The organism is Marinobacter alexandrii, from assembly GCF_005871205.1.
In the GTDB taxonomy this organism is placed as follows: domain Bacteria; phylum Pseudomonadota; class Gammaproteobacteria; order Pseudomonadales; family Oleiphilaceae; genus Marinobacter; species Marinobacter alexandrii.
Genome location: NZ_SWKM01000011.1, coordinates 1,330,298 through 1,343,575, shown reverse-complemented (window position 1 = coordinate 1,343,575; position 13,278 = coordinate 1,330,298). Strand labels below are relative to the sequence as shown.

General features: G+C 56.2%; 11 protein-coding genes and 4 tRNA genes. 6 read left to right on the top strand and 9 right to left on the bottom strand.

Translation table 11 applies throughout. From position 1 onward, the window contains the following. Positions 1-17: 17 nt before the first annotated feature. From FCS96_RS06605 to FCS96_RS06590, 4 genes are all read left to right on the top strand, one after another. On the top strand, positions 18-1,025 hold the full coding sequence (locus tag FCS96_RS06605) for a hypothetical protein (RefSeq protein ID WP_138439408.1): 1,008 nt from the start codon (positions 18-20) through the stop codon (positions 1,023-1,025). Continuing rightward, positions 1,022-2,500, top strand: coding sequence for an amidase (locus FCS96_RS06600; protein WP_138439406.1), 1,479 nt, complete (start codon positions 1,022-1,024; stop codon positions 2,498-2,500). The genes FCS96_RS06605 and FCS96_RS06600 overlap by 4 nt, the downstream gene beginning before the upstream one ends. 119 nt (positions 2,501-2,619) lie before the next feature. Continuing rightward, positions 2,620-3,066 carry a type 2 periplasmic-binding domain-containing protein gene (locus FCS96_RS06595; RefSeq protein WP_138439405.1) on the top strand — a complete coding sequence of 149 codons (447 nt, stop codon included), beginning with the start codon at positions 2,620-2,622 and terminating at the stop codon, positions 3,064-3,066. Beyond that, complete coding sequence (locus FCS96_RS06590; protein WP_138439403.1) at positions 3,063-4,328, top strand: hypothetical protein; 1,266 nt, start codon at positions 3,063-3,065, stop codon at positions 4,326-4,328. Before FCS96_RS06595 ends, FCS96_RS06590 begins: the two co-directional genes overlap by 4 nt. Before the next feature lie 204 nt (positions 4,329-4,532). Here the strand turns inward: FCS96_RS06590 and FCS96_RS06585 are convergent, their stop codons facing one another. Then, a complete protein-coding gene (locus FCS96_RS06585) occupies positions 4,533-4,769 on the bottom strand; it encodes a hypothetical protein (RefSeq protein ID WP_138439402.1) in 237 nt (78 codons plus the stop codon). Here FCS96_RS06585 and FCS96_RS20365 point away from each other — a divergent pair. Then, on the top strand, positions 4,764-7,205 hold the full coding sequence (locus tag FCS96_RS20365) for a putative bifunctional diguanylate cyclase/phosphodiesterase (RefSeq protein ID WP_407658077.1): 2,442 nt from the start codon (positions 4,764-4,766) through the stop codon (positions 7,203-7,205). The genes FCS96_RS06585 and FCS96_RS20365 overlap by 6 nt on opposite strands. Here FCS96_RS20365 and FCS96_RS06570 read toward each other — a convergent pair. Beyond that, positions 7,162-7,238, bottom strand: a tRNA-Met gene (locus FCS96_RS06570). The two genes, FCS96_RS20365 and FCS96_RS06570, sit on opposite strands and share 44 nt — an antisense overlap. Before the next feature lie 99 nt (positions 7,239-7,337). Next, entirely contained in the window at positions 7,338-8,678 is a 1,341-nt protein-coding gene (locus FCS96_RS06565; protein WP_138439399.1) for an acetyl-CoA C-acetyltransferase, read from the bottom strand. A gap of 190 nt (positions 8,679-8,868) precedes the next feature. Here FCS96_RS06565 and FCS96_RS06560 point away from each other — a divergent pair, with 190 nt between their 5' ends. After that, on the top strand, positions 8,869-10,275 hold the full coding sequence (locus FCS96_RS06560; protein ID WP_138439398.1) for a 3-oxoacyl-ACP reductase: 1,407 nt from the start codon (positions 8,869-8,871) through the stop codon (positions 10,273-10,275). Between the two features lie 42 nt (positions 10,276-10,317). Here FCS96_RS06560 and FCS96_RS06555 read toward each other — a convergent pair. From FCS96_RS06555 to FCS96_RS06530, 6 genes are all read right to left on the bottom strand, one after another. Next, positions 10,318-10,393: transfer RNA gene (locus tag FCS96_RS06555), tRNA-Val, on the bottom strand. A gap of 14 nt (positions 10,394-10,407) precedes the next feature. Continuing rightward, a tRNA-Asp gene (locus FCS96_RS06550) sits at positions 10,408-10,484 on the bottom strand. Between the two features lie 68 nt (positions 10,485-10,552). Next, positions 10,553-10,628: transfer RNA gene (locus FCS96_RS06545), tRNA-Val, on the bottom strand. A gap of 195 nt (positions 10,629-10,823) precedes the next feature. Next, complete coding sequence (locus FCS96_RS06540) at positions 10,824-11,072, bottom strand: hypothetical protein (protein WP_138439397.1); 249 nt, start codon at positions 11,070-11,072, stop codon at positions 10,824-10,826. Between the two features lie 117 nt (positions 11,073-11,189). Continuing rightward, complete coding sequence (locus FCS96_RS06535; RefSeq protein ID WP_171040678.1) at positions 11,190-12,071, bottom strand: DUF2846 domain-containing protein; 882 nt, start codon at positions 12,069-12,071, stop codon at positions 11,190-11,192. A 136-nt stretch (positions 12,072-12,207) separates the two neighbouring features. Then, a complete protein-coding gene (locus tag FCS96_RS06530) occupies positions 12,208-13,149 on the bottom strand; it encodes a coiled-coil domain-containing protein (protein WP_138439395.1) in 942 nt (313 codons plus the stop codon). Between the last annotated feature and the right edge of the window lie 129 nt (positions 13,150-13,278).

Here is a 13,278-nt window from a genome sequence, read left to right as displayed (position 1 = left end):
GTAACTGGAAGTCCTGAATGCTGCACATCAACCGAGAGAACCTGAAGTCCAGCCACCAACTGATCTGGTTTATCGTCGACTTCCTCATGCTGGGGCTGCTGATCATCAACCTGGCCTTCATTATATGGGATTCCATCTACAACTTTGTGGCGGTTCAGGATTTGCTCAAGCAATACGCCCCCGATCTACAAAGCCTTTATCATCCGATCCACGATCGCTTCATCTTCTACGACATGATTTTCGTGTCGATTTTCCTGAGCGAATTTTTTCTTCGCTGGGGCTACGCGGTAAAGGCCAAGATCTATGACCGCTGGTATTTCTATCCGTTCATTCACTGGTACGACCTGGTAGGCTGTATCCCGGTAGGTAGCCTGCGTTTCCTGCGGGTTCTGCGCATCATTTCTATTATTTACCGCCTGCATCAATACAAGATCATTGATGTCACCAACACCAAGCTCTACCGCTTCGTAAATTTCTACTACGAGGCCTTCATGGAAGAACTTTCCGACCGCATCGTTCTGAAGGTGCTCAGCGGTGTGCAGCAGGAGGTCAAACGGGGCTCGCCGCTGTTCGACAAGATCCAGCAGGACATTCTCTACCCGCGCCGGGAAATGCTGACCGACTGGATCTCCAGCCGCGTTGCTGAAGCCGCCCAGGAAGGCTATGTGCCGAACCGGGGTGCCTTGCGCAGCTACCTCGAGGATCGGGTCGACAGCGCCCTCAAGCAGAACCTTGAGCTATCGCGCCTGAAATTCCTGCCGGTGGTCGGCCCTACCATCCAGGAAACCCTAGAAGAGGCGGTCGGCGATATTGTTGCCAACGTTATTCACCAGATCCTTGAAGACCTGGCCTCAGCCTCCAACCACGCCTTCATTGAAGACATCGTCAACGTCTTCCTGCCCAGTCCAGACCAGATGGAATCGGACGAGACCGAGAACGAAGCCCTGATCAACCTGATCGTCGAAATCATCGATGCGGTGAAAGCCCAGGTGAGAGTGAAGTACTGGCGCGAGGACCTGCCATGAGTTCGATGCATTACCAACCCGCACACAAGCTGCTGACTGAACTGGAAGCCGGCCGAATTACCAGTGAAAGCCTGACCAAGGCGTTGCTCGAACGCATTCGCCAGCAAAACAGCCATATCAATGCCGTAGTGACTCTAGACGAAGAGCGGGCGCTGAGCCGGGCCCGGGAATCTGATCAACAGCGGGCAGCCGGTCGGGCCACCGGGCCATTGCATGGTCTGCCGATGACCCTTAAAGACACCTGGGAAGTAGCCGGCATGACCACCACGGCTGGGGCACCGGCGCTGCAAAACCACGTTCCGGAAAAGCACGCCGACATTGCCCGCCGCCTGGAGGAGGCCGGCGCCATTATCATCGGCAAGACCAATGTGCCGATCTACGCCACCGATCTGCAGAGCTACAACAAGCTCTTTGGCGTAACCAACAACCCCTACAATACTGACCACTCCCCCGGTGGCTCGTCCGGCGGTGCCGCCGCGGCCCTGGCCAGCGGCATGACACCACTGGAAGTGGGCAGTGATCTGGCCGGCTCTATTCGTACGCCGGCGCATTTCTGCGGGGTGTTCGGCCATAAACCGACTAGGGATCTGGTTTCGCTGCGGGGCCATATTCCGGGCCCGCCCGGAACCCAGTCGCGACCGGATCTGGCGGTAGGCGGGCCCATGGCCCGCTGCAGCCGCGACTTGGAGTTGCTGCTGGACGTTATTGCTGGCCCCCGCCCGGCCGATGCCCGCAGCTGGGCGCTGGCGATGGAGCCGGCCACATTGGAAACACTGGCACAGGCCAGGGTTGGGCTTTGGCTGGACGATCCCCTGTGCCCAATTGAGACTGAACTCAGTGCCGGCTACCGGGACCTGGCTGGCAAACTCGAAGGCCAGGGAGCCCTGGTGGCAGAACCCAACCATCGCCTACTCAATCTCGAACACATACTGCCCGCCTACTTCAATCTGCTGGGCAGTTTGCTCGCCACTTCATTGAAACCCTCACAGCGCCGCCAGATGAAGTGGATTGCCCGACTGGAACCCTGGCTGAAGTTCTTCGGACCGGTTACCCCATTTATTGGTGAATACGCCCGCGGTGTGAATCAGGCGGCGCATCAGTGGGCCATCTGGAACGAGCTGCGCGAGAAGATGCGAATCGAAATCGAGCCCCTGTTCGAAGAGTTCGACGTGTTGCTTACACCGATAACCCCCACCACAGCGATCCGACACGATCACAGCCAGCCGGTGTTCAAGCGCCGGATCATGGTGGCCGGGCAACCCCGGGCGTACATGGATCAGTTTTGCTGGATTGCCCTGGCTACCCTGCTCGGTCTGCCTGCTACGTCTGTACCCGTGGGTGTTTCCGCCAACGGATTACCCTATAACATTCAGATCATCGGGGCTCCGGGCCGGGATCTGACTACCCTGAGATTCGCCCGATTACTGGAGGCAGAGGGACTGGCGGCTTTCAGACGGCCACCGGAACATGACTGAAAATGCTACAAGGATGAATAAAATAAGTGGGGAAAATCACATTATATCGACGCATTTTCGGCAATACTCAACTACATATGAGCACAAGTTCGAAATCGCGACGCCCATTCAAGGATAATATGAACCCACCGCAGGTCCGCTCCCGCGGGATTCGCAGCCTGATGCTAGGCGTCTTATTAGCGCTAACTTCGGCAGCGTACGCCACGCCCAAAATCCTGCTCCATGAGAGTGTCGACCCCACTCTGCTTGACTCCGTTTACCTTAACCAGATATTCGCCATGCAAACCAGAAAATGGCCAGATGGCCTGGCCATTCAAGTTTTTATCTTACCCAGTGACAGCAACCTCCACCGCAAATTTGTGGTCGATCGCCTGCAAATTCAGGCCCATCAACTTGATCGGATCTGGAATCGGATGCTGTTCACTGGCACCGGCAAGGCACCAACCGTAGTTGAGTCAGAGGACGAAATGTTGAAAGTGATCCGGACAACACCAGGAGCAATCGGCTACGTCTCGAAGAACTATCCCACGGACGGCGTTAAGGTGTTGCAAGGAGTTCAGCCATGAAGACACTTTCAGAAGGAATTCTTGCAAAGGCGCTTTTTGCAGTTTCCCTGGCTGCGTGCTCCCCCGCTATGGCGATCGATATCAACAACTCCTCCCAAATTCATGGCTTCGTAAATCAGGCGTTCCTTTATAGCCCTGACAACCCCTATGCCGGCACGGATTCTAAAAATGGGTCGGTGAAGTTTCGCGAACTTGGCGTCAACGGCTTCACCGAACTTACGCCTGAATTGCGGCTAGCCGGGCAGGTGCTCAGCCGACAACAGGACGAAGCCGACGATGGCGACGTCCGGATCGACTTTCTACTGGCCGATTACCTCGTATTCAGCGATCAGAATATATCCTTCGGCATCCGAGCAGGTCGGGTGAAAAATAACATCGGTTTCTACAACGCCATCCGGGACATCCCGTCGGCCCGCCCCGGCTATAACGTACCCGACTCGATTTATTTCGATGCGTTCCGGGACACCTTGCTGTCTGTCGATGGTGTGAATCTCTACGGCTCCGTCCTTTTCAGTGAAAACCTGATCACCTGGGAGGTGTCTGGTGGCCAACGCAACATTGATCTGGACGACTTCGAGGAGTTTGCTTTCGGGCAGCGCGTTTCTATGGGTAAATCCGACGATATTCCGCTCTGGTTGCTAAATCTGAACCTGGTGCCGGCCTTCGACCGAGATTTGCGCCTGGGCTTGAGCCTGGTGGATCTGACCATCGACCTCGATGAGACCCAGTCGGTGGCTGAGGCTCAGGAAGCGCTGATGAGCGCCCCACCGGGCGATATTGTCGCGAACCCCCTAAGCTACGTAACTGATGGCAAGTTCGAAGGCCTGCTTGCCATTGTCTCGGCCCAATACAGCTACCAAGACTGGATAATGACCGCCGAGTATCTGAATCTGGAAACTGATTTTCACGCTGAGATTCTTGGCCAGCCCAGTTCGGATAGCGTCACTACCGAAGGCTACTACCTTCAGCTTGAGTGGCTTGCAACCGCTCGAACCTCCTGGTTCACCCGTTACGAAGAACTCTACCTGGACAAGAATGATCGCTCGGGCGAGATTACGGCCAGGCCCAACAACCGCTACCGCGGGTTCGGCAAGGGCTGGACACTCGGCGGCCAATGGCGGTTTGCAACAGACTGGTCAGTCATGGGCCAGGCCAGCTTCAATGAGGGGACTGCATGGCTGCCGAACTACAACGGCAGGGAAGACGAGGATCTTGATAAATATTGGAACTATTACGTTCTGTCATTGAACTACCAATTCTGATCCGTCGGTTGCTGAACTATGTACCTGAGCCTGAAATGGAAAGCAGTCGCCTTCCTTAGCCTCGTTCTTATTACCCTGACCGGAGTCTGGATCAGTCAGCACATCTATAAGGCGATTAATACCTATGATAATCGCATTGCGGACCTCCAGCTCCGTCAGCAATCGGTGCTCGATCAATTGCTGGACGACAACTTCCTGCGTCTGTCACAGCTGTCGCAACTGATTGCGGAAATGCCTGAGATCCAAGGTGCCAATAAACCCGGTGCCGACGAGAGGCTCCAGGAGTATCTCCGGAAAGAGTGGATAGAGCTCAACATCAACACTGGCATCGACTTCATCGGCCTTTTTACCATTAACGGCACTGAGACAGGCTCTGCCTTCAGTCCACTGCTGTTCCGGAATAGGCAAGAATTGACTGATGCCATCGCTGACGCCATGCAAGTCGATGGCGCCCAGATTCCTCGCTCATTCCTGTTTTGCGATTTTGGCTGCTCACAATTTGTCATTGAGCCCTTTGTGCTGGACGATGGCTCTGAGGCCCTGATAGTTACCGGCCAGAACATCTCCGACATCATCCAACGCTACCAGCAGGTCTCCAGCAACGATCTGGCAATACTGTTGCCGGCGCTTTCAGACGCCAACCTTGCTCTGGAATCCGACCGATCGCTGGCCGAATGGGACCGGAGGCTCTGGGCCGCCAGCCGGTTCCAGGAGACACTTGATCAGCTCCGTCACATTGAGAAGACCACCGCCTATGACAATCTGGGCGACGCCGAGCCATCCGAGGTCAGGGGTCAGAGACTGCTATTGAACCCGCTCAGGTTCATTGGGTACCGGGCCTACGGCGATACACCCGAAGTGATTGCCATCAGCGATGAGACCCAGCAACACCACAACCTCGTCAACTCCGTCAAAATCAGCATCCTGATTGGCACCCTGGCGCTACTGGTGTCGGAACTGGTTCTGTTCATGATCATGCTCAATCCACTGCGCCGACTGTTTTCAGTGGTCGAGGCTTTGAACCTGCTACCTAAACATGAGTATAAGGAAGCCAAGGAGAAGCTCAGCGGCCGATCGGGCGTGTTGCAGGACGAACTCTCTTTACTGGAGAAAAGCACGCGGTTCGTGACCCACGAATTGGAGGCCCTACACATCGAAGTTGAGGACAAGAGCCATTCTCTGCAGGAGCAAATCGCGGTGATCACCCGATCGCAGGCCTTCCTGGAGCGACTCATCGACAGCTCGCATCTGTTCATCGTTACCCAGCAATTTGATGGCACTATCCTCACTTGCAATGCCCGGTTCGAAAACGAGTTCAAACGGCCAACCTCGAATTTCACCGACCTGTTCATGTCCGACGAAAGCCGAAAGATGTTTCAGGATCGGATTGATCTCCTGAAAGGCAATCACTGCGAGGTGATCCAGCTGGATGCGGAATTCGCCAACGATCAGGGGCTGCCCATCTATCTCGACTGGACCTGCTCCATCGTCGACGATGAGAAAGGCCGAAACATCATTCTCGCCATTGGCATCGACCTTACCCAGCGCAAGCGGGATGAAGAAGCCCTCGAATGGCTGGCCAACAACGATCCGTTGACCGGCATCGGCAATCGCCGCGGCTTCCAGCACGATCTCCAGAAAGTCCTGGATACCCAGCGCAACGGCGCAGTAGTGTTCATTGATGTGAATCGATTCAAGCAAATCAATGACCTATACGGCCACACCGTGGGCGACAATGTACTGATACAGATTGCCGAATCCCTGCGCGCCAGCGTTCGGTTGACGGATTCCATCAGTCGTTTGGCGGGCGATGAATTTACTGTAGTGCTGCCTAACATCAAAGCCGACCAGCTTGAAAGGTTCCTGCAAAAACTGTCGGAAAAACTATGCGGGCAGCTTTTCTTAAGCAGAGAGGGGCGCTGGGTCGAATACAGTGTCAGCGTGGGCGCCGCCTTGATTCCCCTCCATGGCACTACCGAGCAGGAGCTCATCGTTCACGCCGACATGGCCATGTACCAAGCTAAAAAGAAGGGCGGTGACCAGTGGCAGATTTTCGACCCGAGCACCAACGATCTCGCCGATATCCGTCGCGATCATGATCTGACGTCGCTGCTGAAACAGGCTCTTAAGCGCACGGATCTGTTCGAGTTGAACTATCAGCCGATCTACTGCATCAAGAGTGAGACAGTCAGCCATTACGAGGTGCTGCTTAGACTGACAGACCTGAATGGCAACCCGGTCTACCCCAACGATTTCATTCCAGCCGCAGAACGCATGGGCTTAATCCGGCTGGTGGATGAGTGGGTACTGGATCACGCCATCAGCAAACTCGCCACCATCTGGGAGGCCGGGACCCACTTCAGCCTGTCCATTAACATCTCGGCGCCCACTCTTCAGTCCAACACCTTCCCGGAAATCCTGAACAACCTGATTCGAAAATATCAGGTTGATCCCAGCTACATCATCATCGAGCTGACCGAAACCGCTTACATTGAGAACTTCCAGATGGTGCTGACTAACCTAACGCGGATCAGCGAATCGGGCGTGATGGTTGCCCTGGACGATTTCGGGGTTGGTTTTTCATCGTTCAGCTATTTGAAAAAGCTGCCATTGAGCTACGTGAAGCTGGACGGCTCGTACATTCTGGATCTGGAGAATAATCTGGACAATCAGGTGTTCGTGGAAAGCCTGAACAAGATGGTAAATGCCTTCGGCATGAGAACCATTGCAGAGTTTGTCGAAGATGAGGTAACGCTAAGGAAACTGGAGGAGCTGGGTGTTGAGTATGCTCAAGGCTACTATATCGGTAAGCCTTCACCCGATCTTTCTGAAATGGTAGCGGGGGCAGGATTCGAACCTACGACCTTCGGGTTATGAGCCCGACGAGCTACCAGACTGCTCCACCCCGCATCATTACTGCCTGTCTTTCGGGTCATCCCCGATCAACGTGGCGCGCATATTAAGGGGTAGAGCAGTGCCTGTCAAAGCCAATTTTGCTTTTCTGGAAATTTAGCGCTCCAGAATCGCGGTAACGCCCTGGCCACCGGCGGCACAGATTGAGATCAAGCCACGGCCACTGCCCTTCTGCTCCAGCAGTTTTGCCAAGGTTGCCACGATGCGACCGCCAGTCGCGGCAAACGGATGCCCAGCTGCCAGACTGCTGCCTTTCACATTCAGCTTGCTGCGATCGATGCTGCCCAACGGCTGGTCCAGCTCCAGGCGGGTCTTACAGAATTCCGGATCTTCCCAGGCCTTGAGCGTCGACAGCACTTGCGAGGCAAAGGCTTCGTGAATCTCGTAATAGTCGAAGTCCTGCAGACTCAGACCCGCCCTCTCAAGCATGCGCGGTACGGCATAAGCCGGCGCCATCAGCAGGCCTTCTTTCTTGTCGACAAAGTCCACCGCGGCCACCTCCGAGAACGTCAGCCACGCCTTCACCTCAAGATTGTTGGCTTTTGCCCACTCCTCACTCGCCAGCAGCACGCAGGAGGCACCGTCGGTCAGCGCGGTACTGTTGGCGGCGGTCATAGTGCCATTTTCGCGATCAAAACAGGGTTTGAGCGACGCCAGTTTTTCCAGCGTCGTATCCGGCCGAAGGATGTTGTCACGCTCCAGTCCCGCCAACGGCGTCATCAGGTCGCTAAAGAAACCGTCCTCGTAAGCTTGCCCCAGCTTCTTATGGCTCTCCAGGGCCAGTTGATCCTGATCCTCCCGGGCAATGTTCCATTCATGGGCAGTGATCTGGGCATGATCGCCCATGGACATGCCTGTGCGCGGCTCGCCATTTTCAGGCACTTCCGGCACCAGGTGTCCGGGCCGGAAGCGGCCGAGAATCTTGAGGCGCTGGCCCAGGGTCTTGGCACGGTTCAGGTCCAGCAGGATTTCACGTAGGCCCTCACCGACACCAATCGGCGCGTCCGAGGTGGTGTCTGTGCCACCGGCGATGCCGCACTCGATCTGGCCCAGGGCAATCTTGTTGGCCACCAGGATGGCCGCCTCGAGCCCGGTTCCACAGGCCTGCTGAATATCGTAAGCGGGCGTTTCCGGGGCCAGGCCTGAGCTCAATGCGGCTTCCCGGGTCAGGTTGAAGTCCCGGGAATGCTTGATCACCGCCCCGGCTACAACCTCGCCCAGGCGCTGCCCCTGAAGGCCATAACGGTCTACAAGCCCGCGCAGCGCCGATGTCAGCAGCTCTTGATTGCCGATCTTGCTGTACGCCGTGTTCGACTTGGCGAACGGAATCCGGTTTCCACCGAGGACCGCGACACGGCGCACTCCATTTTGCTGCGCCGCCGGCTGCGTTGCGCGCGCCGGCGTCTTGGGCTGAGTGGTTTTTGGTGACTGTGCCATGATGATGTCCTTTCAGAATATGGTTAACTGATCCGCAGTCTAACCTGACAGGCCAGCTGCTCATTGGCATGCCTGACAATATGCCGGCGGCATTGAGTCAATACAAAAATTGACCGATTCTTTACCCTGTAGGTCGACCCGCTCTCTTAATGCATTCGAAATGCACTATAGCAATCACAAGGAAGATTCTATGTCTGACCTGTACCTGAAATTTGTTAACACACCGGTTGGAAAAACCGCAGCGCAGTCGCTGGGCTTGCCCGCGCCCATTCCCTTGAACCGTCTGAAGCGCCCGGACCAGCCGTTTATCGAGGGTGACGTTCTGGTGGGCGCAGGCAACGGCGCCAAAGCCATTGCCACCCTCGGTGGCATTCTGAACGCCAGTGCGGCTACGGTGCACCATGCCAGCGGCATTGATTCCCTCAGTGACTCCGCCAAGGCGGGCAACAAAGCCAAGGCTCTAGAGCTTGGCCAGGGCACGGAGCCAACGTTTTCGGCCCTGATCTTTGATGCCACCGGCCTGAAAAAGCCAGATGACCTCAGGGCCCTGTACGACTTTTTTCACCCCACCATCAAAAAGCTCGGCCGCAATGCCCGGGTGTTGGTGGTTGGCCAGAACCCCGCGACCTGCCGCAAGGCTCCTCAGGCAGCAGCCCAACAGGCGCTGGAGGGATTTGTTCGCAGTGTTGGCAAAGAGGTCGGCAAGAAAGGCTCCACTGCCAATCTGGCATGGATGGCGCCGGGCGCAGAGAAACAGCTGGATTCTACCGTGCGCTTTTTCCTGTCACCCCGTTCGGCCTATGTGTCCGGCCAGGTGGTGCGCATTGGCAAGAGCGCCGCGGCACCGACGATCAGCCCGGCCGCCCCTCTAACCGGCAAAGTGGCTCTGGTCACCGGCGCGTCCCGAGGCATTGGGGCGGCCATCGCACAAACACTGGCCCGTGACGGCGCCACAGTGATTGGCCTGGATATCCCACCGGCCATGGCCGAACTGAAGCAAGTGACTGATGCCATCAATGGCAAGGCGCTGGCTTGTGACATTACCGACAAGGCCGCGCCCAAGCTGATCGCCGACTTTGTGCAGGAACACTTCGACGGCATCGACTTGGTGATCCATAACGCCGGCATTACCCGGGACAAAACACTCGGCAATATGCCTGAGCACTTCTGGGATATGACTATTGCGGTGAACCTGAGCGCCGAAGAACTGATTGATGAGGAGTTGATGCACCGCGAACTGATGCGGGAAAACGGCCGAATTGTGTGCATTTCATCGATCAGCGGTATCGCCGGTAACTTCGGACAAACCAATTACTCCACCGCCAAGAGTGGTGTTATTGGCTATGTCGAGGCCATGGCAAAGCAGTTGAAGAACGGCGTGACCATCAATGCCATCGCGCCTGGCTTCATTGAGACCCAGATGACGGCGGCCATGCCGATCACCATTCGCGAAGCCGGGCGCCGAATGAACAGCCTGTCTCAAGGCGGTCAGCCAATTGATGTGGCCGAGGCGATCGCGTGGTATTGCAGCCCTGCGTCTAACGGGGTGAATGGCAACGTGGTGCGGGTGTGCGGCCAATCGCTGATTGGCAAATAGGCAATAAAAAAGGCAGGCCCTGAGGCCTGCCTTTTCGAATTCTGGTGGGTGGTACTGGGATCGAACCAGTGACCCTCGCCTTGTAAGGGCGATGCTCTCCCAGCTGAGCTAACCACCCGGGAAAAGTAAAAATGGCGGAGCGGACGGGACTCGAACCCGCGACCCCCGGCGTGACAGGCCGGTATTCTAACCAACTGAACTACCGCTCCGCATCGATTCGGGCTTTTGCCCTGAATCTGCAACCGGATGGGGTGATCCGGTGCTGCGCGTCGAAAAATGGTGGGTGGTACTGGGATCGAACCAGTGACCCTCGCCTTGTAAGGGCGATGCTCTCCCAGCTGAGCTAACCACCCAACTTTCGACTCACTTCCATGCCCTGTTAGGAGCATCCACTTGCAACGCTGAACGTTGTTTGTTGATTCAGAGTTCCTGTCTCAACCAAGTGAGACGCGCATTTTAAGCATTTCACTGGCGGTGTCAAACGTTTTACCGAAAAAACCGAGAAAAACTTCCAAGCCATTCAAAATTGGCCATTTTTCATGCAATCTCTATGACTTGCCTGCCTTGGTCCTGCGCTGCTTGACGGGCCTGCGCCCCTGCCCCGCCTGCTCGGCCTTTTCCTGCAACGCCAGCTCACTGACTTTGGAGCGCCGCCCTTCCGGTACCGAACGGTTTGCCAGCGAGCAGTTGAGCTCATCGAGGCGATGCTGGACCTCTTTCCAGGTGCCGACCAACGGCGGGATTAATTCCTCGGTCAACTTATGGAATCTACCCTTTAACGAATCCTTGAATGACATGGCTTTGACGTTCCGGTTCTGACATAGCAGTGGTTACAACCGCTATCAGTGTAGTAACGGGATGCCATTCCGACAATTGCGCATTCACCTCCTCGTCCGGTCATCTTTGCCAACCGCCTAAAAGATCCACCATCCGCCGCCAGACTCCGCCTCGGCTTTACGTTCTCGCTCCAGTTCCAGCTGCGCGTAGTCCTCTTCAAGCTGCTGGATTCTGCGGTCGGCCTCAAGCGGCACTGTAGGGCCGCCACCGAACGGCCAGAACCACGACGCGGCTCGATATTGTCCTTCCTCTTTCAGTCGCTCGATTTCCAGTTCCCGCTCTTCCTCAAGCAACACCATACGACGCTCGTAATCCATGTCTTCATTGATCTCCACTATGGACGTAGCGGCATGATTGGGAGCCAGAAGATCACTATTGAGGAAGCGGGTACTGATAATCTGGTCGGCCTGCATGGCATAGGCACGGGTGACCAGTTGAAGATCCCCCTGTGCCAGCGGGTGCTCCGGATCAAGATCCGGGTGAGATTGCTCAGGCTCGGTCAATTCGTTGTAACGCAGGTAATAGATGCGCCCCGGCTCGGTGGTCAGCGTGGCATCGGCGATCAGGCTCAGGCTAAATGAGTTCATTCCCTCCAGCCCCAGAAGCGGTCGTCGCATGGCAATATGGCGCTCGCCGGGACTCACCTCCAGCCAGGTGTAACTGTCGTTCCGGATATTGAAGTAGTGCTTGTCGTCGATGTAGACGCTGGGCGATTCGATCTCCTCAGCGGCCCACTGGGAATGGGTTCGATAGAAGTACACCAGCGCGTTCGTCCGATCCCATTGATCATTGGGAATGTGCACAAAATCGGGACCGGACACGGGATGCAGGAAGCCTCCCACACTCTTGCCAATGGACTGGTAGATGGTACAGCCGGAGCTGAGCAGCAATGCCGCCATCAGCACTGCCCGGCTCGCCAGGACAGGCAGCCGGACAGCGGGGGGCGTAGGGCTTTTCATGATTGTTCACTCTTCACTTGTCCGCGAGTTGCCTGATAATAACAACTGCTCGCCGGCAGAAATGAGAGCTACCGCAAAGGGATGACTACAAACCGTTACGCACCCGCCAGAGACACCCCACCCTTTGAAAAGCCTGTTACTGACCAGACATCCGGGAGCGCAATTCATTAACTTCTTCAGAAAGCCGAATCAGACGCGACGTGAGCTGGGAACGGGACGCATCCACCGCCGCGATGGTGCGCTTCAGACTGGCCACCTCATTCTTGAGCGTCTGCACACTACCGGCACCGGCGAGTCGGCCCGACTCCTTTTCAAGCGCCGCTATCCTGCCCTCCATTCCTCGAATACCCAGCTTCTGCTCCTGCTCGAACCGGCGAATGCGGTTTTCGACGACCTGATCCACGTCCGCTATCTGCTGACTGAGGGTCGTGAGCTGCTCCGTTGCCTGCCGGTTGGCATCCTGCAAGGCCACAATGGAGGTTTTCATCTGTTCTTCCATGGCAGCGACGTCTGCCGCCAGCGAGGACCGGGCCTTATCAACCGAGACTTTCATCGCCGCCAGGGCCTCGACGTCTTCAGCCTGAGCGCTTTCCAGATCCGCCAATCGAGATTGGTGTTCGTTCAGACGCCCCTTATTGCGCTCATTGGCGACTACCCACAGCTTCCGGATTTCACTGTTGGCGCTTTCCAGGGCCTTATCGTTCGCAGCAATCTGCTCGGCCAGCGAGGCGCCACGCTCCTGCAGGTTTTCGCCAGTTTCCGATAATTCGCCTTCAAAACGAGCCAATGCCAACTTGCTTTGCCGAGCCCAGTAGTCGGCTTCCTCCACCTGACTTTCCAAAGCCACAATCCTTTGATTCTGGGTGTACCACCCGGCAACGGCCAGACCAGCAAGACCAATGATCAGAAGCCAGAGCAAGAACACGTTGCCCCGACCGCTGCCGCTTCCTCCAGCAGGTGCTTTCCGCTTTTTTCCCCTGCTGCTCTGCGCGTTGGTGGCTTCGGGATCACGACTGTCAGCACCACCATACGGTGTCCCGGCTCTGAGTTCATCGTCGTCTGGACGGATGGGTTCCATTACTTCTCCTGGCTATGGACGGACTGATTCTTAACAGCGGATAATACATGCAGTTATAAAACGGGTGAAATGCCATTGCTGTCGCGTCCGAAACGCTGACGGAGCTTTGTTGCATGGCCCGTAGGCAAA

Excerpts from the sequence above, each read along its gene's own strand:
- FCS96_RS06605 (WP_138439408.1), top strand. The coding sequence starts at position 18 with ATGCTGCACATCAACCGAGAGAACCTGAAGTCCAGCCACCAACTGATC.
- FCS96_RS06600 (WP_138439406.1), top strand. The coding sequence starts at position 1,022 with ATGAGTTCGATGCATTACCAACCCGCACACAAGCTGCTGACTGAACTG.
- FCS96_RS06595 (WP_138439405.1), top strand. The coding sequence starts at position 2,620 with ATGAACCCACCGCAGGTCCGCTCCCGCGGGATTCGCAGCCTGATGCTA.
- FCS96_RS06590 (WP_138439403.1), top strand. The coding sequence starts at position 3,063 with ATGAAGACACTTTCAGAAGGAATTCTTGCAAAGGCGCTTTTTGCAGTT.
- FCS96_RS20365 (WP_407658077.1), top strand. The coding sequence starts at position 4,764 with ATGCAAGTCGATGGCGCCCAGATTCCTCGCTCATTCCTGTTTTGCGAT.
- FCS96_RS06565 (WP_138439399.1), bottom strand. The coding sequence starts at position 8,678 with ATGGCACAGTCACCAAAAACCACTCAGCCCAAGACGCCGGCGCGCGCA.
- FCS96_RS06560 (WP_138439398.1), top strand. The coding sequence starts at position 8,869 with ATGTCTGACCTGTACCTGAAATTTGTTAACACACCGGTTGGAAAAACC.
- FCS96_RS06540 (WP_138439397.1), bottom strand. The coding sequence starts at position 11,072 with ATGTCATTCAAGGATTCGTTAAAGGGTAGATTCCATAAGTTGACCGAG.
- FCS96_RS06535 (WP_171040678.1), bottom strand. The coding sequence starts at position 12,071 with ATGAAAAGCCCTACGCCCCCCGCTGTCCGGCTGCCTGTCCTGGCGAGC.
- FCS96_RS06530 (WP_138439395.1), bottom strand. The coding sequence starts at position 13,149 with ATGGAACCCATCCGTCCAGACGACGATGAACTCAGAGCCGGGACACCG.